This is a genomic window from Rurimicrobium arvi (assembly GCF_039540495.1).
Classification (GTDB): Bacteria; Bacteroidota; Bacteroidia; order Chitinophagales; family Chitinophagaceae; genus Rurimicrobium; species Rurimicrobium arvi.
This window is the reverse complement of record NZ_BAABEZ010000022.1, coordinates 912,117-935,946: the sequence shown is the minus strand read 5'-3', so window position 1 is coordinate 935,946 and position 23,830 is coordinate 912,117. Positions and strand designations below refer to the sequence as shown.

The 23,830-nt window shown below is 46.7% G+C and carries 17 protein-coding genes; 6 read left to right on the top strand and 11 right to left on the bottom strand.

Annotation, left to right across the window (positions count from 1 at the left end):
* Nucleotides 1–53 precede the first annotated feature (53 nt).
* A complete protein-coding gene (locus tag ABD846_RS10870) occupies nucleotides 54–1,577 on the bottom strand; it encodes an amino acid permease (protein WP_344826612.1) in 1,524 nt (507 codons plus the stop codon).
* A gap of 164 nt (nucleotides 1,578–1,741) precedes the next feature.
* On the opposite strand from ABD846_RS10870, the gene ABD846_RS10865 reads away from it, so the two are divergent.
* On the top strand, nucleotides 1,742–2,626 hold the full coding sequence (locus ABD846_RS10865) for a hypothetical protein (protein WP_344826609.1): 885 nt from the start codon (nucleotides 1,742–1,744) through the stop codon (nucleotides 2,624–2,626).
* Here ABD846_RS10865 and lipB read toward each other — a convergent pair.
* On the bottom strand, nucleotides 2,623–3,357 hold the full coding sequence (gene lipB / locus ABD846_RS10860) for a lipoyl(octanoyl) transferase LipB (RefSeq protein ID WP_344826606.1): 735 nt from the start codon (nucleotides 3,355–3,357) through the stop codon (nucleotides 2,623–2,625). The genes ABD846_RS10865 and lipB overlap by 4 nt on opposite strands.
* Before the next feature lie 152 nt (nucleotides 3,358–3,509).
* Here lipB and ABD846_RS10855 point away from each other — a divergent pair, with 152 nt between their 5' ends.
* The 3 genes from ABD846_RS10855 (at nucleotide 3,510) to ABD846_RS10845 (ending at nucleotide 8,056) form a co-directional block, all read left to right on the top strand.
* On the top strand, nucleotides 3,510–4,001 hold the full coding sequence (locus tag ABD846_RS10855) for a YajQ family cyclic di-GMP-binding protein (protein WP_344826603.1): 492 nt from the start codon (nucleotides 3,510–3,512) through the stop codon (nucleotides 3,999–4,001).
* 24 nt (nucleotides 4,002–4,025) lie between these two features.
* On the top strand, nucleotides 4,026–7,445 hold the full coding sequence (locus ABD846_RS10850) for a DUF4175 family protein (protein ID WP_344826601.1): 3,420 nt from the start codon (nucleotides 4,026–4,028) through the stop codon (nucleotides 7,443–7,445).
* 221 nt (nucleotides 7,446–7,666) lie between these two features.
* A complete protein-coding gene (locus ABD846_RS10845) occupies nucleotides 7,667–8,056 on the top strand; it encodes a hypothetical protein (protein ID WP_344826598.1) in 390 nt (129 codons plus the stop codon).
* Between the two features lie 73 nt (nucleotides 8,057–8,129).
* On the opposite strand, the gene ABD846_RS10840 is transcribed toward ABD846_RS10845, so the two are convergent.
* Both ABD846_RS10840 and ABD846_RS10835 read right to left on the bottom strand, forming a co-directional pair.
* Nucleotides 8,130–8,759, bottom strand: a complete 630-nt coding sequence (locus tag ABD846_RS10840; RefSeq protein WP_344826595.1) for a response regulator — start codon at nucleotides 8,757–8,759, stop codon at nucleotides 8,130–8,132.
* 25 nt (nucleotides 8,760–8,784) lie between these two features.
* Nucleotides 8,785–10,704 (bottom strand): tetratricopeptide repeat-containing sensor histidine kinase, encoded by a 1,920-nt coding sequence (locus tag ABD846_RS10835; RefSeq protein ID WP_344826592.1) that lies wholly within the window; start codon nucleotides 10,702–10,704, stop codon nucleotides 8,785–8,787.
* Nucleotides 10,705–11,082: 378 nt separating this feature from the next.
* On the opposite strand from ABD846_RS10835, the gene ABD846_RS10830 reads away from it, so the two are divergent.
* On the top strand, nucleotides 11,083–11,586 hold the full coding sequence (locus ABD846_RS10830; RefSeq protein WP_344826589.1) for a LytTR family transcriptional regulator DNA-binding domain-containing protein: 504 nt from the start codon (nucleotides 11,083–11,085) through the stop codon (nucleotides 11,584–11,586).
* Between the two features lie 275 nt (nucleotides 11,587–11,861).
* On the top strand, nucleotides 11,862–12,476 hold the full coding sequence (locus ABD846_RS10825; RefSeq protein ID WP_344826586.1) for a hypothetical protein: 615 nt from the start codon (nucleotides 11,862–11,864) through the stop codon (nucleotides 12,474–12,476).
* A 218-nt stretch (nucleotides 12,477–12,694) separates the two neighbouring features.
* Here ABD846_RS10825 and ABD846_RS10820 read toward each other — a convergent pair whose 3' ends face one another.
* From ABD846_RS10820 to ABD846_RS10790, 7 genes are all read right to left on the bottom strand, one after another.
* A complete protein-coding gene (locus ABD846_RS10820; RefSeq protein ID WP_344826583.1) occupies nucleotides 12,695–15,526 on the bottom strand; it encodes an outer membrane beta-barrel protein in 2,832 nt (943 codons plus the stop codon).
* 274 nt (nucleotides 15,527–15,800) lie between these two features.
* Nucleotides 15,801–17,624, bottom strand: a complete 1,824-nt coding sequence (locus tag ABD846_RS10815; protein WP_344826580.1) for a T9SS type A sorting domain-containing protein — start codon at nucleotides 17,622–17,624, stop codon at nucleotides 15,801–15,803.
* Nucleotides 17,625–17,750: 126 nt separating this feature from the next.
* Entirely contained in the window at nucleotides 17,751–18,059 is a 309-nt protein-coding gene (locus ABD846_RS10810) for a rhodanese-like domain-containing protein (protein ID WP_344826577.1), read from the bottom strand.
* An 11-nt stretch (nucleotides 18,060–18,070) separates the two neighbouring features.
* Nucleotides 18,071–19,921 (bottom strand): T9SS type A sorting domain-containing protein, encoded by a 1,851-nt coding sequence (locus tag ABD846_RS10805; protein WP_344826574.1) that lies wholly within the window; start codon nucleotides 19,919–19,921, stop codon nucleotides 18,071–18,073.
* Between the two features lie 56 nt (nucleotides 19,922–19,977).
* On the bottom strand, nucleotides 19,978–20,835 hold the full coding sequence (locus ABD846_RS10800; protein WP_344826570.1) for a PASTA domain-containing protein: 858 nt from the start codon (nucleotides 20,833–20,835) through the stop codon (nucleotides 19,978–19,980).
* Nucleotides 20,836–20,845: 10 nt separating this feature from the next.
* Nucleotides 20,846–21,841 (bottom strand): D-alanine--D-alanine ligase, encoded by a 996-nt coding sequence (locus ABD846_RS10795; protein ID WP_344826567.1) that lies wholly within the window; start codon nucleotides 21,839–21,841, stop codon nucleotides 20,846–20,848.
* A 263-nt stretch (nucleotides 21,842–22,104) separates the two neighbouring features.
* The gene (locus ABD846_RS10790; RefSeq protein ID WP_344826564.1) at nucleotides 22,105–23,691 is read right to left on the bottom strand and encodes a DUF349 domain-containing protein; all 1,587 of its coding nucleotides are present in this window, start codon (nucleotides 23,689–23,691) and stop codon (nucleotides 22,105–22,107) included.
* Nucleotides 23,692–23,830 lie beyond the last annotated feature (139 nt).

The following is a 23,830-nucleotide window of genomic DNA, read 5'->3' as shown; positions in this document are numbered from 1 at the left end:
AAACGGCGGCAGGTTTTTGTTTCCTGCCGCCGTTACTATCCTGTTTTTGCCGGTTACTGCTGTTCAAAATCACTCGCTTTCGGGAGGATATCCTTCACATTCGTGAGTTTACTGTGCTTGCGTCCATAGGAAAAATAGATCACCAGGCCCAATGCGAGCCATATGATCAGACGCAGCCAGTTTTCCATACCAAGTCCGAAGATCATCAATCCGCAAACGATAATGCCGACAATGGGCAGGAACGGTACCAGCGGTGTCTTGAACTGACGGGGAAGGTCCGGATCGGTCTTACGGAGTATGATTACCGCAGCACAAACCAGTATGAATGCGAACAGCGTACCGATGGAAGTCATATGGCCTACCACTTCTCCGGGGATGAAAGCGGCGAACAACCCTACGATCACCAGAATGATCAGGTTGGCTTTATAAGGTGTTTTGAATTTCGGGTGTATTGCGCTGAACACATTGGGCAACAGACCGTCTTTGCTCATAGAGAAAAATACGCGGCTTTGTCCGAGCAGCATTACCAGGATTACCGAGGAAAAACCGGCGAGAATGGCTACGGTCACCAGTTTCCCCAGCCATTCATAGCCGGGCATGAAAGTGTTGATGGCTGCAACAACGGACGCTTCTTTGCCGCTGGTGCGGAAGAATTCCACCGGCGCGAGTCCGGTAAGCACATGCGCAAACAACAGGTATAAAACGGTGCAGATACCCAATGATCCGAGAATGCCGATAGGCATCGACTTTTTAGGGTTTTTGGTTTCCTGGGCAGCGGTACTCACGGCGTCAAAGCCAATGAACGCAAAGAATACGGTACCCGCTGCTCCGAGGATGCCCATCAGTCCTCCGAAATGGTGCTGCACGCCCATATGGTCTGTAAATGTGCCTGCAGGCGGAATATAAGGAGTATGGTTCTCTTCCTTTATGAACTGCCATCCCAGAGCGATGATCAGCAATACAATGCTTACTTTGGTGACTACAATAATACCGTTCACCAATGCTGATTCCTGGGTTCCCTTGATCAGGAGCAGACTCAGTAACGCTACAATACCGAGCGCAGGTATATTCATGACACCATATTGAACTGCTCCGAGGGCGTCCGGAAGGGAGTGCTCAAAAGGAGAGTGACACCATTCGTAAGGGACAGGTGGCATATGGAAAACCTGTACCAGCAGGTTGTTCAGATATTCGCTCCAGGCAATGCCCACCGTTGCGGCGCCTACTGCATATTCCAGCACCAGGTCCCAGCCGATGATCCACGCCATCAATTCACCCATTGTCGCATATGTATAGGTATAAGCACTGCCCGAAATAGGAATGGATGAAGACAATTCAGCATAGCACAGGCCAGCGAGGGCACAACCTATCGCAGAAAGAATAAACCCGATAGTGACGGAAGGTCCTGCACTTTCAGCCGCTGCCGTGGCGGTACTTACAAATAGTCCCGCTCCGATGATCGCGCCGATACCAAGGGCGATCAGCGATCCGGAACCGAGAGTTTTCTTAAGACTTGTTTCTCCGCTGCCAGCGTCAGCGATGATCTTGTCCAAAGGCTTTTTAATAAATAAGCTCATGTACGTATGTATGGTTATGGCCGATAAAGATAATTGTTTGTCATTGATTGCAAAAAAAGCTTTAAAGCGGGGTGAAGTATATAAGAGTGTGGGTAAAATGCCGGCAGATCATAATAGTGTTTCTTTGGTTTGTCTGCCTCATTTTTTTGCTGTACGTTTGGCGGATGTTTCCGATCAATAGACTACTGCTCCGATCTGTTATAGTTTCCGTTTTTCTGCTGGTAGCCGGTTCCGTTTATGCACAACCCATGCTGCCTGACCTTACCTGTGTTACACAAAATGGTATTAATGTGATCACATGGAATTGCCAGTACGACGGGATCAAGTCTATAGCCGTACAGCGCTCATCCGACAGTTCGGTAAACTATACCACAATTGGGTTTGTGAAGCAGACGCAGAAGGGTGTGCAATTTTATCTCGATGGCCATCCGATACCCGGAAACAACTGGTATCGACTCAAAATTATTTTCGGCTCTGATCTTTCCTGGACTTCCAACCGGATCAAAGTGAAAATCGACAGCAGCCAGGTGAAGCAGAGCGCAGTATTGCCCTCAAATGATTCGTTACAGATACTTGCCTCCAAACTACAGGTGAAGAAGGTAACCGTGGATACGGTGAATGGTAAAGTAAATACTAAATCCGTGATCACCAGTACTGTTAAGCCTAAACCCGCTACGCAGCCTCTTATCGACAGCTCCGCGAAAGCTTCCGGCGGTGTCCCGGTCATGCCCGTGAAACCTGCAGCCCCTGTTATCAGCCTCGAAATACCTGATATCGACAATGTAAATGCTTACACGTATATCAAGTCTCAGTATGTATTTACCAATCCGTTTACAGGTCACGTGAGCATTGAGATTCCCGATGCGAAAGGCGGGAAATACAGCCTCGAATTTTTCAACAGCAAAGAAGAAAAAGTGATAGAAGTTCCACGCGTGGAGGAACCGGTCATCATTCTGGATAAGCGCAATTTTCAGAAAGTAGGAGTATACCGTTTCGATCTGTACAAAGCGAAACAGAAAGTCGAAACAGGGTATATCACTATTTATTAAACAAGGGTAGGGATTTCCTGACGGACCATTTCTGCACCGAAGACTGCTTCAAAATGGCCGCTGATCTTGCTGCGAACTTCTTCCATATCCACTTTATGCCCCAGCTCCTGCTCCATTGACGTTACGCCTTTGTCAACAATACCGCAGGGGACGATGTAATTGAAATACTGCATGTTTGTATTGACATTCAGCGCGAAGCCGTGCATGGTTACCCAACGGCTGCAGCGCACACCCATCGCGCATATTTTACGCTCCTTGCCTTTAATGCCCACATCCAGCCATACACCGGGTTCTCCCTGAAGGCGTTCCCCTTTGATTCCCCATGCTCCGATAGTCCGGATAATCACTTCCTCAAGCGATCGCATGTAACGTCCGAGGTCGGTAAAGAATTTTTCAAGATCAAGGATCGGATAACCCACTACCTGGCCGGGACCATGATAGGTGATGTCACCCCCTCGGTTTGTTTTATAGAAGCTCACGCCCAGTTCCTTCAGTCGGTTGTCGTTCAATAGCAGATTTTCCATCAATCCGCTTTTGCCGAGTGTATAAACATGGGGATGCTCACAGAAAAGAAAATAGTTGGTGGTGTCCACGCTTTTGTCTTTTTCCTCCTCGCTCTTGCCAAACCACAGGCTTTTTACATCCAGGTTTTTTTTCAACAGAAATTCCTGGGCGTCCCAGGCTTCGCCGTACTCAATATTGCCCCAGTTGTCTGTGAAAACCCGCTGCATACTTAGATTAATTTCGGTGCAAGGTACGCTATTTGGCTATTCGCAAACCCTTTCACACTGCTAAAAATAGCCTGTACCTACTTAATTCTCAGTAAAAAAATCTAACTTCACGTGTAAGATTTTTCTTCGTTTTAAAAAGATGTACGTTTGTTATGCCTTCATTTGATATTGTTAGTAAAGTAGACCTTCAAACCCTCGATAACGCAGTAAATGTAGCTAAAAAGGAAATTGAAAACCGTTTCGATTTCAAGGGTACACATGTGATGATCGAACTCAATAAAAAAGATTTTACCATCAACGTGGAAGTGGACAGTGATATGAAGTTGCAGCAGGTGGAAGACGTTCTGCTTACCAAGGCGATGCGTCAGGGCCTTGAGGCCAAATGCTTTGATGCCAGTAAGGAGCCGAACGCTTCCGGTAAGTTTATCCGCAAGACGATCCAAGTGAAGAACGGACTGGATAAAGATATCGCCAAAAAGATAGTAAAGCTTATCAAGGACTCAGGCCTGAAAGTACAGCCGGCGATTATGGATGATACCATCCGCGTCACCGGTAAGAAAATTGACGACCTTCAGGCGGTGATGAAACTCTGTAACGGTGCGGATCTTGATGTGCCTTTGCAGTATCAGAATATGAAATCATAGTCAATACCTTCCTATCCTTTAATCATGAACAGTTACGAGGAACTGCTGCGGCGTCTGGATGATTTTGTGCGTAAATACTACGCCAATCAGCTGCTGCGCGGTATTCTTGTACTGCTGATCTGTCTGATCGCGTTTGTTCTGGTGGTAAGTGTAGGAGAATTCTACCTGTACCTGCCGGTTGGTATACGAATCGGGATAGCCGTATTCTTTACAGGATCTTTTTTACTCGCTTTGTCATTTTGGGTGATCCGTCCGCTTGCGGGAATGGCCAGAATAGGTAAGGTATTGTCGTTCGAAGATGCCGCCCGTATTATCGGCAGCCATTTTCCGGAGGTCAGCGACCAGCTCCTGAATATCCTGCAATTAAAAGAACAGTCAGACCCGCGCGCAAGTGCAGCGCTGATCGAGGCGAGCGTGGGGCAGAAAGTACGTTCTATTTCTGTTGTTCCGATATCTCGGGCTATAGACTGGGGGCGTAACAGACGTTATTTGCCGGTATTGATACCGCTGCTGCTCACCGGCACGGTATTGTTATTTGCAGCACCCGATATATTCCGCGATGCTTCTGAGCGTTTATTACGACCGACCACGGAGTTCGTGAAGCCGGCACCTTTTGATTTTGTACTGTTACATCCGGACCTCCATGCGCTGCGCAACAGTGATTATGTACTCGAAATCGAGGTGAAGGGGGCTTCGCTTCCCGCATCAGTGTCTGTCGAAACCGCCGGAGAACAGCTGCCTATGGAGCCGCTACCCGGAAACCGTTTCCGCTATACATTCAGGAACTGTACCTCAGACGTCAGTTTCCGTTTCTACGCTGCCGGATATTACTCGCGTACCTATACGCTGAAGGTGTTACAGCGCCCGCTGATGTCGGGCATGCAGCTGCAGCTTGACTATCCTGCATATACAGGTCGCAGGCCGGAACAGAAAAACGGTCTGGGAGATATGGTGATTCCGGTGGGTACAAATGTTCGGTGGAATATTGCTACCGAACATGCAGATGCCGCTTCGGTGGTCTGGGGCATGCAGGCGCCGGTGGGCATGCAGCAGGATAAGAACGGGCATTTTGAAACCAGTGCGCGGATATTGGCCGACACCACTTACTCCCTTGAATTGTTCAATGCAGAAAGTAAAGTTACCGAGCGCTTGCCTTACCGTATCCAGGTTATTCCTGATAAAGCGCCTGTTATCCAGATGCAGCGTTTCTCAGATTCCGTAAGCGGAACGCAGATTGTGCTGAATGGCTCTGCGGGCGACGACTACGGTATTGCACGTATCGTATTTCACTACCGGGTTGCAGATGCGAATGGTAAAGAGATCACTGCAAAGCAGCAACTGCTGAAAGGCAATTCCGGTATCGCCACGTCGTTCCAGCATTATTTCGATATACAAACCATTTCGCTTGCATCCGGCCAGCACCTGGAATATTACGTGGAGGCATGGGATAACGATGCCGTACATGGATCAAAATCATCAAGAACCGAGACGTTCACGTACAATGCGCTGGACAATCATCAGCTGGATTCCGCTATCAACAATAACTCAAAACAGATCAATGCGAGCCTCAGCAACAGCAGCCGGCAGAATGATAAGATGCAGCAGCAGATGGAATCCCTGGAAAATAAGCTGCTGAATAAGGAGAGCTCCGAATGGCAGCAGAAGCAAGCCATGCAGGAAATATCCAGATTGCAGGAGCAGATGAAGCTTAACCTGGACCAGGTGAAGAAGCGGCTGGATGAGCAAATGCGGCAGACTGCACAAAAGAACCTGTCCGATGATCTGAAGGAGAAACAGGAAGCCGTGAAAGAGCAACTGGATCAACTCGCGAACAAAGAGTTGAGTGAGCAGATGAAAAAGTTGCAGGAGATGATGGAGCGGCTCAACCGGGATAAAAACAATACGCAGAATTTCCAGCAATTGCAGGAAATGCAGGAAGAGAACAAGTTGTTCTCGATGGACATGGAACGTTTGCAGCAGTTGATGCAGAAGCTCGATGCGCAGATTAAAATGGAAGACCTTGCCAATAAAATGGAGCAGCTTGCCAACAAACAATCTGCATTGCGTCAGGAAACTGCAAAAGGCCAGAAAAGCGCGGAGCAACTGTCTAAACAGCAGTCCGAACTGAAGAAAGAACTGCAGCAGGCGATGCAGCAGGATTTTAAAGACATGAAGCAGGCACTGGAGTCGGTAAAAGACCAGCAGCGCCAGAATGTATCGCAGGAACAGCAACAGGGAGAGCAGGCCGGAGAGCAAATGCAGCAAAGTGAAAAGAGCCTTCAGCAGAACCAGGAAAATCAGTCGGAGCAATCGCAGAGTAAAGCCGCACAGAATCTGCAGGAAATGGCCGAATCGCTTCGTAAAAAGTCATCAGGAATGGATGCCGAGGAAATAGAAATGAACATCCGGGCGGTGCGGCAGATACTCACAAATCTCGTTCGCCTGTCATTCGACCAGGAAGCGCTGATCAATTCCGTACGTACCACTAACACCGGGGATGCGGTTTACCTTGCTAATGTGCGTAAACAAAATGTACTGCATACCAATTCCCTGACCATACGCGACAGTCTTTTCTCGCTCAGCAAAAAATTATTCAAGCTTTCAGCGAGCATCAACAAGGAGACAAACGAACTCGAGAAAAATATGCGTCTCTCTCTATCCGGCCTCGAGCAGCGCAACGTAGTGCAGGCGGCAACGCGTCAGCAGTATGTAATGACACATGCGAATAACCTGGCACTTATGCTGAACGAGATACTGAGCAATCTGCTGCAACAGCAGAATCAAAATCAGAACAAGGGCGGTGGCAGCGGTTCCTGTTCCAAGCCCGGCGGGTCTAATCCGAAACCCGGTGCAGGCAAGCAGCTGAAAGACATCATCAGCAAACAGCAGGGTCTGGGTAAAAAGATGAATGAAGCGGGGAAACAACCGCAGCAGGGATCTTCTTCAGGTAAAAAGCCGGATGGAAAATCACAGGGACAGAGCCAGGCAAACGCACAGCAGAATGGTGGTTCAGACGGAGATGCACAACAGCTTGTACAACTCGCGCAGGAACAATCTGCACTGAGAAGACAACTGTCCCAACTCAACCAGCTTTTGAACAGCCAGGGCAATTCCTCAATAGCGAAGGAGCTCCGCGAACTGCAGGAACAAATGGACCGTAATGAGTCTGATCTGGTGAACCGTAATTTCGATGCACAGTTTTATCGCCGTCAACAGGAAATCCTGACGCGTATGCTGGAAACGGAGCAGTCGTTGCGTGAGCAGGAAGAAGATACCAAACGCAGTTCGCGCAATCCGGACGAAATAAGCCGCCCGGTGCCACCAGAGCTCAGGCAGTATTTGGAAGACAACCGACAGCTGAAAGAACAATACCGTACAATCCCTCCCTCTCTGAAACCGTACTATCGGTCACTGAACGACAGATATTTCGAACAAATTAGATAGCCGTCATGATCTAATTTTACGCAAGTGTTTCATTAGTAGTTGTTTAAGAGGTGTGTAAAAATATTTTTTCAACTTAGATATGTGAAACGATTTATTAGTATATTTATGTTGTAAAATTATTGTTTCACCTTTCAAATTAACCTATTATGCTGTTTGCACGTTCTTACAGGTTAACCTCTTCTTCTTCAGTAGAAGCAATTCGCAAAGCAATACTGGGAGATATGTTCAGAGTACATAACCTGGAATTTGAAGTTTACGAAAGTGATGACTGTATCAAGATTATTCCTCACGCCGAAAATCAGAAAGATCTAAAAACGTTGCCCATTACGCACATTGATCTCAAGAACGACGGAAAAGAAACAAACCTAAGGGTCTCCTACAAGATTAGAAAAATCGATCAGGGAGGCCCTTACCTTTTGATGATATTCTGTGTATTCATCCTGATCGGGGCAATCGCGTTTTATATTTACAAGGAGCAGACACTGGCTTTACTGTTCCTGGGAATTTTCGTTGCATTCTTTGGTACATTCTGGGCTAAAATGCAAACCGGTTATTTCGATTATGTATCACAGATCAGAAAGTATCTTAAGGATAAAGCAATGGCAAAATAAACCCTTCCAAAACATTTATATAACGATAAAGGCGTCACCACATGGTGACGCCTTTATGCTTACCGGCTTTGGCTTATCGGCCGAAATATTTATTCAGCGCTTCTGTTCTGTTATTTGCGTGCAACTTTCTGTAAATATTATGTATATGCCATTTCAGTGTTTTTACGCTGATATAGCACAGCGAGGATATCTCCAGATAGGAATGGCCTTTTGCAAGCAGGTCGAGAATATCTTTTTCTTTCGGTGTGACGTTTACGTCAGCGCTTTGTTCCGCTTCCGGGATTTTAGAAGGAAAATACTGCAGCAGTTTTACAGCGATGCAACTGCTGATCGGTGATTCTCCGGCGTGCAACTCTCTGATTCCGTCCAGTATCTGGTAGGGCTTGCTCTTCTTCACGATGTACGATTGCGCTCCTGCTTTCAGCGCCTCAAATACATTTTCATCTTCTTCATGCACAGTAAGCACCATAAACTTGGTGTTTTCACAAAGAGGCTTCATATTACGTACCACGTCAATGCCGCTGATATCAGGTAGTCCTATATCAATCATAACAACATCCGGCTGATACTTTAATATCTGCTTCTGCGCTTCATGTCCGTACTTCGCGATGCCCAGTAATTCAAAATTATGGTCGCTTCCCAATATGGCGCGCAGGTATATCTGTTGTTCTACGCGGTCCTCTACTATAAATACTGAAATCATCCTGTTGTTAGTTTTAGTGTAAAGATTATTGTTGAAAAGGGAAATAAATGGTTACGGTTGTACCGCCGCCCGTAGTTTCTGTCCATTCCACGGAACCCTCTATCTGCTCCATACGACGCTTCAGATTGTCGAGACCGTAATGCGGCCGCTCGTCGGCGGCGAATACCGGCCGGGCCGGTATTCCTACGCCGTTGTCGCTGATGATTATCAGCAATGCCCGGGAATCAGCCTCCACGCGCAGCATGCATTGGGTTGCCTGAGCATGTTTCACAAGATTATTGAGCGCTTCTTTTGCACATAGGTAGATATTCCGGCGCTGATACCCGTCAATCTTCCTTTCCGGCTCAGCCAGATGTTCCTCCCACCTGAAACCGATTCCTGCTTCTGTGATGAATTTTTTTGCAAACGAAATAATAAAGCTGCTGAGGTTGCGCAGGGTGTCGTTTTGGATGTTCAGGTTCCAGATGATTTCATTTACCTGCAGGTGCAGTTTGTTAGCCGACTCCTCAATGATCGAAAGCGTCCAGTCGTCAGTATTGCCTTCACGCACCAGTTGCACTGCCATCAGTGTGGAAGTAAGTGTCGATCCCAGGTCATCGTGCATCTCACGCGAAATGCGTTTCCGTTCATTCAGCAGTTTTTCCTGGTTTTCCAGTTCCTTTTCTTTTTGAATCTGTTCCAGCTTTTGCTTCTCCAGTTTTCTTTCTCTTACCCGGAAATAGATGAGTGAAAATGCTCCGGCCAGGGAGGCAGCCAGAAGAGTCAGCAGCAGGATATTGGATGAGCGTTGCTTTGATATAAGCGCATGCTGTTGGGTAATGGTCCTTTCTGCGCCCAGTTTTTTCAGTTCTTTTTCGTAATCGTTAATGACGCTTATATTGATATTCTTCAGCTCTTTTTCCTGAAACTTCAACGCTTCTTCCAGAGCGGCAATAGCCTTCCTGTCCTGTTGTTTATACTGAAAGATCTGGGATTTTATGTAGGCAAGTCCGTATTTATCTTCCGCGCTGAGCAAGGCTGTATCCACAGTTTGCTCCACACGCCGGAGCAGGGTGGCAGCCTCGTCAAACTTTTTATTGCTGGTGAGGATCAGCAACATTTCGAGATATACTTTTTCTGTCCTGTGCCTGGGTAATTGCAGCTTTTCACCGATGCTGACAGCCATACGGATATATTTTTCGGCAGAGTCCGGTTGATTTCTCTTCAGAAAGTCATCTGACAGGTTCGAATATATGGCGCATAACAGGGTACTGTCTTTTTGCCTGTAACTCATTGCTAACCCTTCAAACAGAAACCTGCGCGCATCCGAGTCAATGGTGTGCGCATAAACATATGCATTCAGCATAATACTCACGCCTGGAGGGGAAGGCGTGTCACGTGCGTACCTGATCAGCGGCTCGTAATACTGCATTGCAAGCTTGAAATTCTTTTGCAGTGAAGTTGTTTTTGCCAGTCCCGAATACAGACGCTTTTTGTCAAGTGTATTTAAGGGTTGGGGTATTTTCAGCGCTTTTACCAGGAATATTGCTGAAGAGTCCAGTTCATCCAGGTCGCGGTACAAATCTCCGGAAACCATATATGCCATTCTTAATACGGTGTCGCAGTGCGTCTTTTCAGCAATCTGGTATAATGTGTCGATATAGAGACGGCAATCATCGAATTGCCGGGTGATGCGGGATAATGCTGCTAAATCATTATAAGCTTCGGCAGCCAGGTCTTCACGCGATGAGTGCCTTACGATATCCAGGATTTTTTTTGAGTAGCCGATTGCTTTACGATGGTCGGAATTGCTGATCAGGTAGAATGTATCCCGCAGTCTGTCAACTGCGGCGAGGTCGGGTTTATCGGTTCTGAAATCATCGACGGTGTATTGCCTGCGGCAGGAAATATGGCATAAAGCCAATATGCACACTAGTAGTGTGAGGTAACGGGACGGGTGAGACATGGATGGTGGTGAATTTCCCGACTAAAGTAGTGTGATAATTTGTTATATGGGAGTTTTTGCACAGAATCCAATACAAAAGTAGTGTCTCTTACTACGTTCTTTTTTTGCGAAAAATCTGCTCATTGCCCAATGATAAGTATGTAGAAAATACTTTATCAGTCATATACGGACATGTGTTTTATTTATATTACATTTTTATTTTTTTGATTCCAAAAAGTATGGGTAGGCAGTAGGCAAATGGATATTTACAGCAAATAATCCCTACAAACGTAGTGTGTGAAAAGCCATGGCATGGAATCAGATTTGCTGTTAAAGGGAATAAGTGATTGTAATGCCACGCAGAAGGTGGCTTAATCTTTAATCCATAGGTAGTTTAACATGAAACAATTCTTTACATTCCGACGTGGAGGCCGTACGCTTATTATTACAGGTGGGAACATCGTAACGATGGAAGCATTTGGCAGTTACACAGAAATCTGCCTGCTGGACGGTTCTCATATCCGCGTATCCAAAAACCTGAAATTTCTGCTGGCTCATTTTTCAGATTGTGATTTTTTAGTGCGCGCGCATCGTTCCTGGGTTATTAACTTAGATCTGGTAAGTCGTCTGCTTCCCGGAAGGCCTTGCTCGGCTTTGCTGAAAAATGGTTTACGCATACCGCTCGGAGCAGGTATCTGCGACCAGATTTCAGCCCGCCTCGAGCTTCGTCAACAAAATGGTCCTAATCTGCAGAGCGCATTATCCGTGGAAGCTGCATTTTGCAGTTCTCTTTCTTCCGGATCGGAATGGAATTACCTCTCCGGCGATACGATGGGGCCGGAGTTTAAGCGTCCTGTAGTGTTCCGGAATTTTTCGTACACCTACGCCACACCTGACAAATAACAACACTAGCTACCTTCCTGCCAGGCCCGTTATAGCGTTAGGCAATACAAACACGGAAGGACACAGTTGTGCAGTCATTTTTTTGATATGACCGGAACCACTGTTTGCATTTATATGTATATTCGATATTCGAGTTACTTTATTATAGTTTTGAATCGCAAATTCCGATTGCGCAGATTGAAGTATCTTGTGCCGATTTTGTTCTGTAATTAATTGCGGGGGATATCCGTCGACGATAATTGTGGAATGTATTTGCTAATAAACAGCAAAGAAATATGACCCTGGAAGAAATACAAGTGGAACTGTTGAAAGTGTCTCCTTTTAAGCAGTACAATACCAGACCGCAGCCGGGCTGGGATAAGAAAGCATCTTTTTTGTTTCGGTCTTCTACATTTGAAGATCTGAGCCGCCAGATTCAGGAAGCCGGCGAAGAGGAAACCTTTGGCGAATATGTTCAGGACCGCTGGCGCGGCTACCTGTTCAAAAAAGCGATACTGGAAATGATGTTGCGTTTTAAATATGTAACACCCGATCCTAATCGCCCGAGAATAGCCGACATCTGGGTAGGTAAAATTCCTTTTGATGTAACAGTAGCATCATTTCCGGCTGCCTGTCCGTTTGACTACGATCAGGTAAAGGCAGACCCGATAAACCTCATTCGTTTTTTATACCACGAATCCCTGCACGGACCCAAATTTATGGCAACCAACAGGCTTTTTGTGATCGTGTACCGGAAAGACGGTCGTCACTGGATGATGGATCGTAACCTCGAAAGGGTAGAGCAGTCCGTAAGCCGATACTTCACGAAATTCAAACGGTCGCGTCTGAAAGTATTCACAAGTCGTGACGGACAGGTTGCGTTTTCGGATATCGTCTGGGTAGAGGTATAATTTCTCTGATGGTTATTCTGTAACAACTATAGCATTTATTGTAACGACCGGTGCCAACATCGGTCGTTTCTTTGTGTTGTAATTGTAAGCAAAGCATTACAAAAAAAACGTTGCAGAAATCCGGTCCCAAGGGCCTCTTTATACTGTGTTTGTTTTTTAGTGGAGACAGAAAGCCAAAAGAGCGATTTACTTAAGTAAATCGCTCTTTTGTTACGTAGCTAGAAACCCGGTCCACCGGGAGGTGGCGGTGCTCCTGGAGGCGGACCATTCTGGAATATCCTGCGACGCATTTCGCCCTCAGGACTTTTATCTTCTTCCGGCATTTTGGCCGTTCCTTTGAACTTGCGGATAGTATATGTCAGCCGCAGCATCGCATAGCGTTGCAATACTGTCGTTTTGGAGTCTTCCACATAATAGTCGTTTACTGTCCGGCTGATACTTTTGTTCTGGTTCAGGATGTCGAATGCATATACTTCCAGAAGCAGGGATTTGTCTTTAAGCAGCTTGTAACCCAATGATGCATTCCACAGGAAGAAGTTCTGGTTATAACCTTCTCCCAGCCCCGTATACAGCGTATGATTGATATTCGTGTTGAACACCATGCGCTTCAGGAAAATGATGTTGATCTTGGCCGAAGATGTCTGTGAATAGTAATTGTAGTTGGATTGCGGCTGACTGCTGCTATTCGCAATGGTATAGGCGCCGTTGCTGGAAATAGTGAAGTCTACATTTTCACTGATATTGCTGCCCAGCACGAAGCCGAGGTTCAATCCATAATTTTTTGTTTTGTTCAGCACATCATTGATGAGTGAAGGCGTTTGTGTGTAGCTTATTCCTGTGCTCAGGTTCAGATTGCTTTTCACTGCTTTGAGGGGCAGACTGTAGTTGCCGAATGCATTTATTTTCGCCATGCCGTTCAGGTTTACAGGCATACTGATCTGAACGCCTTCGGGAGATACGCTGGTGCTGTTGCCGATGTAGTCGCGGGTAAAAGTTGCGTTCGCAAAAATAAACAACCCGTTCCCTTTACCGGGGCTTGTTTTGCCATAGTGCATGAAAACAGAGTTGGTGTAATCCTGTTTCAGGTTGGGGTTACCCGTTTTCAGCTGCAGCGTATTACTGTTGTCGATGACATTCTGTAGTTGCGTTATGGTAGGCGCGTTTGTGCTGCTTCTGTAAAAGATACGCAGGTTCTCCGTTTTGGAGATTTTGTAGCTCATCATCGCCTGTGGCAGGATATTCCGGAATGTCCGGTTGATCGCCTGGTTTTGCGGGTAGGTTTGTAAACCCTGAAGGTCTGCTATCTGGCCGTTGAGCGTGGAATTAAAGTTGAACTTATCACTGTTGTAACGATAGCCGATTCCCGCTTTATGGTAGGTATAATCATTTTTAAAGCTGTTGCTGACAGAGTCTACCGGTATTGTGTACTGGCCGGAAGCGTCTTTGGCAAAGCTCAGCTTTTCAGATTCGTTGTGTGTGATCGAGGGGTTGTAGTTGATCTGCAACTGGCTCTTTTTGCTTAAGGGTTCTGTATAGTTTAAGCTGCCGGCCCAGGTTGTTCCCAGTGTGGTCTGATTATTAACCTGATCAGTCGTTGTGGCAGAATCTATATAGTCCGTACTCGAATAGATAGTTCCGTCTCCGTCTTTTGTATTTACACGTGTATCGAGATTTGCGGAAATGGTACGGCCCTGTTTGTGAAATTTATGGCGATAAAACACCGAGTTGGAAAAATTGATACCCGAGTTTTTATTCGTGGTAGTATTCTGTAAGCTGGTTCCCCGGGTAGAATTATTGATCAGGTTGCTTCCTGTCAATGTCTTATCCGTCTGATTGTCCTGGTAGCTCACCTTAGGTGTGATGAACAATGAATTGTTGCTGTCGATCGTCCATTCAGCTCTCGCAGATATGCGGTGATTGATATTAATGCTGTGCGTGCGCGATTGCTCGTTATAAACGAGGCTGCTGTCCTGATTCTTCAGCAGATAGGTTCGGCTCAGATCTGTTTCCGTATTGTTTTCGGCGCGGTTGAAGAAGTAACTGCCGGTTACAGCGAGCGATTTGGACCAGTTGTCGGTGTAGTTAATACCTCCGGACTGGGTTTGGGTAATCCCTCCCTGCTGACTTACCAGGAAGTTTGAAGCAGCTCCGCCTCCGGGTCCGCCGCCACGGTTTCCGCCACCACCTCGGTTTCCGCCACCGCCAAATGTTCCGCCGCCGGATGAGGAAGAAGTAACACCGAGCAGGTCGTCTGTGCTGAAGTTCTGCTGGTTGATATTGTTGGCCATGCCTACAAGCGAGATACGGCGGTTGCCGTTAAAAAAGTTCAGATTTAAGGAGCCCGTGTAACGGTTGTCGTTATTTTTTGTGTCGAAGCCGTCGCCTGCGCTTATCTTTCCGAATACGCCGTTGTTGCGGCCTTTTTTCGTTTTGATGTTGATAGTCTTTTCAGAATTCCCGTCATCGAACCCTGTAAATTGGGCCTGGTCGCTCGCTCTGTCAAACACCTGTATTTTATCTACAATTTCCGAAGGGAGATTCTTGATGGCTGCATTCGGATCGTCACCAAAAAATGGTTTCCCGTCTACAAATACTTTTTTTACTTCTTCTCCGTTTACTTTCAGTGTTCCGTCAGCGGTACTCACACCTGGCATTTTGTTCAGCAGGTCTTCAGCAGTTGCATCCGGATGGGTTTTAAACGCCGCCGCGTTAAAGGCAGTGGTATCTCCGTTTTGTTCGGCTCTTACGGCAGTCCCTTCAACGGTAACCGTTTTCAGTGCCTTTTCGTCCCGGAGCAGGCTGATTTGTCCGAGTGCGGTATTGTCAGTGACTGTAATGCGCCTGCTTACATTGCGGTAGCCGACATAAGTTCCTTTCAGCATATAACTGCCGGAAGGGACATTGTTCAGTTCAAAATAACCGTCCGCATCACTTTTGATTCCGAAAGTGCTGGTATCTCCGGGTTTCTGCAGTTGCAGCGCGACTCCCATAACGGGCTGGCCGTCTGTACTGTCCACAAATGTTCCGCTGATTTTATACCCTTGTGCCATCACCGGCAGCGTTGCTATCGACAGCAATAGGAGTAACAGGAATGTAAATCGTCGTAAAAAGTTGCAATAATTCATTGTGCTAAAAAGTGTGGGGTGCAATCCGTTTCAGACCTGTATTTTTATAAGTCGTTTAAAACGAGCTGCAAAAATGATTTAATTACTGATTGGCGGGAAAAAAAAGTGATGAATTTGGTCTTTTAACATTGTATTTTAAGATGACGCAAACAAAAAAAGCACCTGCAGTTGCAAGTGCTTTATACAAATGGACGAAATTTTATTGTTTCACGAAACGTGCTGTCGCCTGTGTCCGGTCATCGGTAGTAACCTGAAGCAGGTACATGCCCGCACGCAGACTTTGGATATTTACGGATGTGGTTCCGGCCGCAGAAGTCGCCTGACGTATGATGCAGCGTCCGTTCATATCCAAAACCGTGATCACCGAACCCGGAACACTGTTTTCGAGATACAATACTTCGCTGGCCGGGTTGGGGTATATACTGATTGCTTCGGCAAGTGTATTTTCCCTGATATCCAGTCCGATCAGGTATATCTTGGAGGAATGGAATGTATCAGCGTCCACAATTCCGGTAATAATAGTGGTGTCATTTTTTGACGGAGCGCTGAATTGCGACCAGACATGATTGTCCGTGTCGATCGCCGGATTGTTAACCGAGAAAGAGCCCTTGGTCGCGGAAAATATGCCGCTGATGCTTCTGTAGCTTAATGTATCGAGAGAAGATCCGTCGCTGCCTGCCAATGTTGCCTGAACTCTGAAGGTTTTGATTGAAGGGGTGATCGGAACGTCTTTGTTCAGATGCCAGCTGATCGTCGCGTAATTGGTCATTCGGCCACAGTAGGTGCCCGGACGGTCCTTCACAAGACCTGTTGTGTCATTTGATCCCCACCATACATAACCCGAGGTAAACGTAAGTGCGGTAGGGTCCAATGCCGGGCTGTTATATACTTCGGGCATGCGTACGCCTCCTGCGGCGGGATTATAGATGTGACAGGCATTAATGGTGACGCTCATCGGCTGAGAGCCGGCGCTGTTGTAAATTGCCGCCACAGGGGAAGTATTGCCGGTTACCGTGCCGCCATACAGGGTCATATTCCCATTCACGTTATAGATGGCGCCTCCGAAGTTGAGGGTTCCCGTAACTGCCGGGATGGTATTGTTAGTAATATGGAATTGATCGGTTCCGAAAATATCGCAGTTATTGGTCCAGATTCCTCCGCCATAGGTGGTGGCTGTATTACTGCTTACCCAGCTTGAGTCCTCAAGAAAAAGCGCATCATTAAACGCCGCAATGCCTCCGCCATAAGCCGCACGGTTATTTTTTACCGTTGCATAGCCGGCAATGGTACCGCTACCGTATGCGCCGCCTCCTGCTTCCACTGCGGAGTTGTTGTCGATCATACCATTGTCGGTGAGCATGAGTCCTGCATTTGCAGTACTGAATATTCCACCGCCGCTGCCGTCTGTTTTATTGTTGGCAATACGGCCTGAGCCGCGGACAATCACTTTCTCAAAGCCATAGATTCCACCTCCGGTCTCCTGAGCATAGTTGTTGGAAACAACAGCGTTTTCTCCGACAATAACTCTGCCTGCAGCATAAATACCGCCGCCGTTTGCATAGGTGCCAAAGCAGGCATTGTTGCTAACCCGTGCTGTTCCGGAAAGAGAGATTACGCCCGATCCGATATTATAAATGCCGCCGCCCGCGCCGTCAGTAACGGAGCCATTCTGCAGGGTGAGGCTCTGGAGATCCAGATCGCCTGAGTATACGATAAATCCGCGTCCCTTATGTTCAGCATCAATGACCGTAACATTGCCGGCAGCATCGGCTGTGCCGGTCAGTTTGATGTTTTTGCTGATCTGAATATCGTGCTCTTTGAACGTATTCGGACTTAACACGAGTGAGTCGTTTGCTGAAGCTGCTTTTATTGCCGAATCAATCGTGCCATACCGGGGTAATACAATTACGCCCAGGTGAAAGCGTGTTACCGTTTGTGCCCCGGCCTGCAACGAAGCGCTTAAAGCTGTTAAGAGCAGCGTATTTTTGCCGATGTGTGAAAAGCAGGATAAAGATTTATTCATGCAATACGATTTTAAAATTACCGTTGAAAAATGGTGCCTACAATGGTACAAAAAAAAGATGTGATTGCCAACGGATCGTTAAAAAAAAGCCCCGCTCTGAGCGGGGCTTTAAAAATGGACTGAAATTTATTTTTCGATTTCGCTTTGCCAGGCAAGTATGCCTCCGGTGACGTTGTGTACATCCGTAAATCCGGCCTGTTCCAGCATCATGCACGCCTGGAGACTGCGTTTCCCGGAGCGGCAATACACATATACGGGCTCATCCTTCATCGACTCGATTGTGTCCAGTTCGAAGCTCATGATTTTTCCGAGAGGCAGGAACGTTCCTCCGATATTGAATGCGGCACGCTCATCAGGCTCGCGTACGTCAATCAGATGTAATGACGGTTGTTCATCCATCAGGGATTTAAGCTGTATAACGCTTACTTCTTGCATTGTAAGGGTATTTATAATTTTTGAAAATGAGTGGTCAAAGGTACCTGATTTGCGGGAGAAACCGTAAGTACGTAGGAGCCGGGTTGCAGGTAGGATATATCCACAGCGGGCTCGTCCGGTTGCAGTGTACCTGTGGCAACTGTTTTTCCGGCAATATCGAGAATACTGTAAACTGCGGCGCGTTGTAACCGGATTGCCACCTGAAGTGTGGCAGAAGCAGGATTCGGATAAACCTTAAATGTGTTTTCTGTATGGCTCAACTCTTCCACCGAAGAAGGAATAATATCCTGTCCCAGAAGCGGCCGGATCATGATCGCACCGTCTACCGTGGAGGCATTCCATACGTTCAATACATTGAAATACGCATGATTGCCGGTTTTCCTATTCCGGTCGAGTCCGAAATAAAGGCTGTCACTTCCGCTTAAAGCCGGCTGTGTGGTTCCGATATAGAATGTGCCTGCAGGCAGCAGCACCGGTTTGTCGAATTTATAGATCCAAAAATGGTTAATGGTATCGCGATAGCGGGGTTGCTGATTATCCAGCTGATACAACACCTTATCCGTTGTGGAGCCTCCATATGCGATAGACTCATACACCATCAAACTGACATATTTGTAGCTGGCGGTAGGCACTTGCCGGCCAAAATAAATAGCTACGCCCCGTAGTGTATCCGGCTTGTTGAGATGGTGCTCTATCGCGAGTTTTCCCGGAAGGGTAGGGAACAGGTTCAGGTAATAGCTCATCTCAGCTGTCCCATCGTCGTAAGCGAGGTAGTTATCGAATACCTGACTACCGGTGATCGTGTCATTATTACGGTGATTGTCTCCGCTTACAGGATTCATCCAGAATGTATGCCCGAATGAGATGCGGTCATTGATACCTGCGGAGGGAGTGGCGCTGTATGTTCCGGTTGATACCGTAGTCGTGCTTCTGCCCCCGATTGTTTTAGAGCCTGTCGAAGCCGTTGTGAGCACACTTCCCGAATTGTCTGTCGCAATGAATCCCGTTCCTGAGGTGGATTGGGCGGTAGTAAAGTTGTTGCGAATGGCAGATCCGATGCTGACCGCTCTTTCAGATCCCGATGCTGCGATATATTGCCTGTAAGGCATGGAGGTATAATCGCCCAGTAAAGGAGACGGATCCTGCACGAAGGCCACGTCATTGATCATGGTGTCGTTTCGATTACGCCCTGCAGCCAGTTGAATATAATCTACATTCCAGATATCGTCGTTGATGCCGATAGATGCTTTGTTCACAAAGCGGAACTGAAAATCCGCGTGAAAAAAGGAAGTGTCGGTTACAGGGATCATTGCCTGAAAAAAGTCATGGTTCACGGTGTCGCTTATTCCCCACACTTTTTTCCATACAGCACCGGTCCGGGGTTTGAAATAAAGCATCAGTGAGTCGTACCGGTCAGGCAGGAAACCATTGCCTCCCGGTTGATATACGAAGCTCAGGTAGAGGCTGTCGCCCGGGTTGTAACTGCTCAGGTCGATGGATTTCGAGGTAAGTGAATCGGCGTACCGCGTAATGTAAGGATTTGTTGTGTCGTACGGCATGCCATACTGGCTCAGCGCGTCGAAGGTTGCACAGCCACGGCTCACCGGATTGTAGCACATGGTATTGTTAACGTACACTTGTCTGCCTGTCCAGCGCGTTGTGTCCGGGATGATGTCATATCCGTCGAAATCTTCGAAGAAAGGCAGGCTAAGGGCCGTTGTCTTTGCTGTCGATCTGCCTGCGTCGTAGCGGACAAAGGGATTATACATCAAAGGACCTGTGCATTCCTGAGCGGTTGCATTTTCAGAAAAGAATGCTGAAAATAACAGAATAAGCCCGAAGAAAGCACGTATATGTCGCATGATGAAAGATCAGGGTTGTTTTTATTAAACGCCTTCAGAAAAGGATTCGTATAAATTTATTCCGTTACAGTTGCGGAGTCAGGTTGTCCCTTAGCACGTGGGCCCGGGTCAATGTCCGTATCAGAGGGGTTTTGCTTGAAGTAAAATCCGAGTTCATCGCCTTCACGCAGTTTATTCGGATTGCCTATTTCGTTAAACGCGGTTGGTACCTGCCGGTAAACGATTGCAGAAGCGGTGTCAGAAATCTCATCTCCTGCAACGGCTGTAAAATGCAGGTTGTTTGCCGAAAGCATAGCTACCGCTTCAGCGTAGGATAATCCTACGATATCCGGAACGTCGAAAACAGTATTCCCAAGCCCGTCGCCCAATACGAGGCTGATGATGCTTCCCTGCGGTATCATCTGCCCGGGACGAATCGGTTGTCCATTGAACAACTGTTCCAAAACAGCGCCTTTGGCTATGTCCGGACGGTAAGTAGTATCTCCCAGTTTCAGCTTGGAACTGCTGAGGATCATCATTGCGCTGCGGAGCGATAAGCCGGAAAGATTCGGCATAGGTGTTTTGGGCGGTTCGGCTTTGTTGACTGTGAGAAATATCGTTCTGCCTGGCTTTACCACTTCGCCCACATCCGGCTGCTGACCCAGAACCATCAATGCTTTGGAAGAAGGATCGTACGACGAATCAATCTGTACATCAAAGCCCACTGTTTTCAGCTGACGTTCTGCGTCTTTCAGACTTTTGCCTACAATATTCGGAACTTTCACTTCCTGTCCGTGACCGGTGATCCACCCCAGCAGGGCAAAAAAACTAAAATACAGAACCACACATACGCCGGCTACCAGCAATATACTTTTGCCGAGTGAGTTGCCTATCCGCGATGAGGTTTGTGTTTCCTTTTGATTCGTGTTTTTCATCAGCAGTTCATTATCTTCTGTTCAATGCTTCTTCCAGCAAGGCAGTATAAAAATCTGTCAGTTCAATACCCGCGCAACGTAATTGCTGCGGAACTATGCTGGCCTCTGTTTGTCCCGGCATCGTATTTACCTCCAGGAAAAATAACTTGTTTGTTCCTTTCTGCAATATGAAGTCCATGCGTACAACACCCCGGCAATTGAGGTAACGGTATAGCTGGCATGCTTTTGACGATAGTTCCTTCAGCGTGTCATCTTCGATGCGTGCGGGCGTTACTTCGCGGGTATCTCCTTCAGAATATTTTGCGTCAAAGTCGAATATCGCAGATTTTCCCAACACGATTTCCGTAGGTGGCAATGCCTGCAACTGACCACCGAGGTGGTATACGCCGATCGTCAGTTCACGTCCTTCGATAAATTCTTCAATAAGTACCTGGGTATCTTCTTTGAATGCTTTTTCAATAGCAGGCAACAGATCTTCCACGCTGTTTACCTTGCTGATGCCCAGACTGGACCCGCTTTCGTTGGGCTTCACAAAAAGCGGCATGCGCAGATGCTCAAGGATCATACCGATGGAGTAGGGCTGGTCTTTAAACAGCAATACTGAATTGGCGATGCCCACGATGTGCGCATCTTTTACTACTTTATTGCAATTACTCTTGTTGAAGGTAAGAGCAGATACAACTGTATTACAGGTAGTGTACGGAATATCCATCATGTCGAGGTATCCCTGTATACGCCCATCTTCGCCCGGGGTGCCATGCATCGCGATAAAGGCGGCCTCAAAACGGATTTTTGTACCTTCAATCGTCAGGCTGAAATCATTTTTGTCGACGGAGATTTTTTGTGTTCCGTGCTCATGAAACCAACCTTCTTTATTAATGATTATTTTAAAGACATTGTATTTGTCTGCCGGCAGTTGCTTCTGAATGTTTTCGGCGGTCTTCAGTGAAATAACGAATTCTCCTGAATAGCCACCTGCCAGCAATGCAATATTCTTAGGGGTCATAAGCGCGTATAAATTTCGGATCAAAGGTAACTGAAAAAATCCGGCCGCCCTTTCTGTTTCAGTTTATTTAAGAGAGGAAATTATATCATGTACCTGACATAAGACACACGGCGTGTAAGACGAGTGTACCTGGCATAACACTTTGACGCATAACGCCGGTTTACATATGACATGGCGGCTCTTTGTGCACGGCTTATATGCAACAAAATGGTTGACTCGCGAAGGTTTGCAACCGTTTTACCTGAAACCGTTTCCCGGGTTATTTACATGGAACCGTTATCATCAAGGTTTTCGCGTTGTTCTGCTTTATGTACCTGATTTTTCAGGTCTTCAATGCGACCGTTCCTTTTACTGATGCGCTCTTCAATTTCAACAATCAGGTTTTTCATGTGCGCCCTTAGTTCGTCCGCTTTGGGGCCATCCACATTGTGTTCTATATTCTGACGCAACTCATCAACCTGTGCCTGATCTTCAGCATTTTCAGACTCCATGTTCAGCAGGGTATTGCGCAGCTGGATGTTATGCACTTCTTTATGCTTTTCAAAAGCTTCGCGGCGGCGCTCCCTGTCCTCATCTTTTCTTCTGAAGAAATGCTTGCGCGCAGAAATGAATTGCTCCCACAGGTGCTCCTTATGTTCTTTGCCTGCATGGCCGATACTTTTCCATTCTTCAAACAACTGATTCAGTTCTTCCGTCGCCTCTTTCCAACGCGTACTGTTTTTCAGGGATTCGGCCCTGTCTATCAGTGATTGTTTCTTTTTTAAGTTCTCGTCGAGCATGTTTTTATACTCGTTCGAATGGGCTTTTTTCGCATTGAAGAAAGCAGTTTTCGCGGCGGAGAAACGATTCCAGAGATCGTTGTTATGCTCTGCCGGTGCCTGACCGGCTTTTTTCCATTCGTCCATCAGATCGTTGTAGGCCTTTGCCGTTACACCCCAGTCTGTACTGTCGCGCATGGCTTCCGCCTTTTCAACCAGTGCGATCTTGATCGCATAATTCGCTTCCTGTTCAACTTTTATCTGATCAGTATGTAGTTTTTTGCGGTCGTAAAAATTATTTTTTGCGGCAATAAAGCGTTGCCAGAGCGCTTCGTTTTTATCGGGAATAGTGCGACCGGTTTTCTTCCAGTCTTCCATCAGCTGTTTGAAAATTTCTGTGGTCTCTTTCCAGTTTTCGGAATCGGCAAGCGCTTCGGCTTTGTCTACCAGCTCCATTTTCAGGTCGAGGTTTTGCAGCATTTCTTTGCTGATGTCTTCCTGGTGCTGGCGCTTTTCTTCGAAGAAATGTTCTTTTATTTTTTCCAGCTTATCCCACAATGCGTCATTCCGTTTTTTATCCACGAAACCCAGTGTTTTCCACTGTTCGCTGATATCTTTGAGCTTTTGTGTGATATCCTTCCAATTGTTATTGGATACGCTTAATCCTTCCGCTTCTTTTACAAGGGCCTCTTTAGCTTTATAGTTATCATCGATTTGCTGTTCAATCGAATTGTGCCAGCTCCGGATTTTATGCTGCAACGCTTCGATATCGCCTATGGCATTTGCATTTTCCACGCTTTCTTTCAGGCGCGATAACCGCGAGAGCAATTTTGTTTTGTCTTCATTTGTGCCCCATTCCTTCTCAAAATCCGTGAAATGCTTTTCGATATCCCGGAATTTATCGAGCAGATTCTGAATCACAGTGTCGCCTGTTACATGGTTCAGGATGGAAACCACGCGGTCTCCCAATCCTTTAACGGTCAGCGATCCTTTCTCATCGATTGAACAGTATTCTTTACCCTGGAATGGTTTGTTGTCCCACCATAGTTTCAGTTGTTCCTGAGCGGTTGCAGATTGCGTTGGCGTATCCATAAAAACAAATTGCAGATAATTATAAGGACCTTGAAGGTACTGATAAATTTTAAAATGTAAATAGCGCAATGAGTGAATCTGACAAAAAAATAACCCCTTCGATTCTGAAGGGGTTTATCTTGTTATTCGTTGTTTGTGA

Coding starts and splice junctions, on each gene's coding strand:
- ABD846_RS10870 (WP_344826612.1), bottom strand. CDS start 1,577: ATGAGCTTATTTATTAAAAAGCCTTTGGACAAGATCATCGCTGACGCT.
- ABD846_RS10865 (WP_344826609.1), top strand. CDS start 1,742: ATGTTTCCGATCAATAGACTACTGCTCCGATCTGTTATAGTTTCCGTT.
- lipB (WP_344826606.1), bottom strand. CDS start 3,357: ATGCAGCGGGTTTTCACAGACAACTGGGGCAATATTGAGTACGGCGAA.
- ABD846_RS10855 (WP_344826603.1), top strand. CDS start 3,510: ATGCCTTCATTTGATATTGTTAGTAAAGTAGACCTTCAAACCCTCGAT.
- ABD846_RS10850 (WP_344826601.1), top strand. CDS start 4,026: ATGAACAGTTACGAGGAACTGCTGCGGCGTCTGGATGATTTTGTGCGT.
- ABD846_RS10845 (WP_344826598.1), top strand. CDS start 7,667: ATGTTCAGAGTACATAACCTGGAATTTGAAGTTTACGAAAGTGATGAC.
- ABD846_RS10840 (WP_344826595.1), bottom strand. CDS start 8,759: ATGATTTCAGTATTTATAGTAGAGGACCGCGTAGAACAACAGATATAC.
- ABD846_RS10835 (WP_344826592.1), bottom strand. CDS start 10,704: ATGTCTCACCCGTCCCGTTACCTCACACTACTAGTGTGCATATTGGCT.
- ABD846_RS10830 (WP_344826589.1), top strand. CDS start 11,083: ATGAAACAATTCTTTACATTCCGACGTGGAGGCCGTACGCTTATTATT.
- ABD846_RS10825 (WP_344826586.1), top strand. CDS start 11,862: ATGACCCTGGAAGAAATACAAGTGGAACTGTTGAAAGTGTCTCCTTTT.
- ABD846_RS10820 (WP_344826583.1), bottom strand. CDS start 15,526: ATGGCACAAGGGTATAAAATCAGCGGAACATTTGTGGACAGTACAGAC.
- ABD846_RS10815 (WP_344826580.1), bottom strand. CDS start 17,624: ATGAATAAATCTTTATCCTGCTTTTCACACATCGGCAAAAATACGCTG.
- ABD846_RS10810 (WP_344826577.1), bottom strand. CDS start 18,059: ATGCAAGAAGTAAGCGTTATACAGCTTAAATCCCTGATGGATGAACAA.
- ABD846_RS10805 (WP_344826574.1), bottom strand. CDS start 19,921: ATGCGACATATACGTGCTTTCTTCGGGCTTATTCTGTTATTTTCAGCA.
- ABD846_RS10800 (WP_344826570.1), bottom strand. CDS start 20,835: ATGAAAAACACGAATCAAAAGGAAACACAAACCTCATCGCGGATAGGC.
- ABD846_RS10795 (WP_344826567.1), bottom strand. CDS start 21,841: ATGACCCCTAAGAATATTGCATTGCTGGCAGGTGGCTATTCAGGAGAA.
- ABD846_RS10790 (WP_344826564.1), bottom strand. CDS start 23,691: ATGGATACGCCAACGCAATCTGCAACCGCTCAGGAACAACTGAAACTA.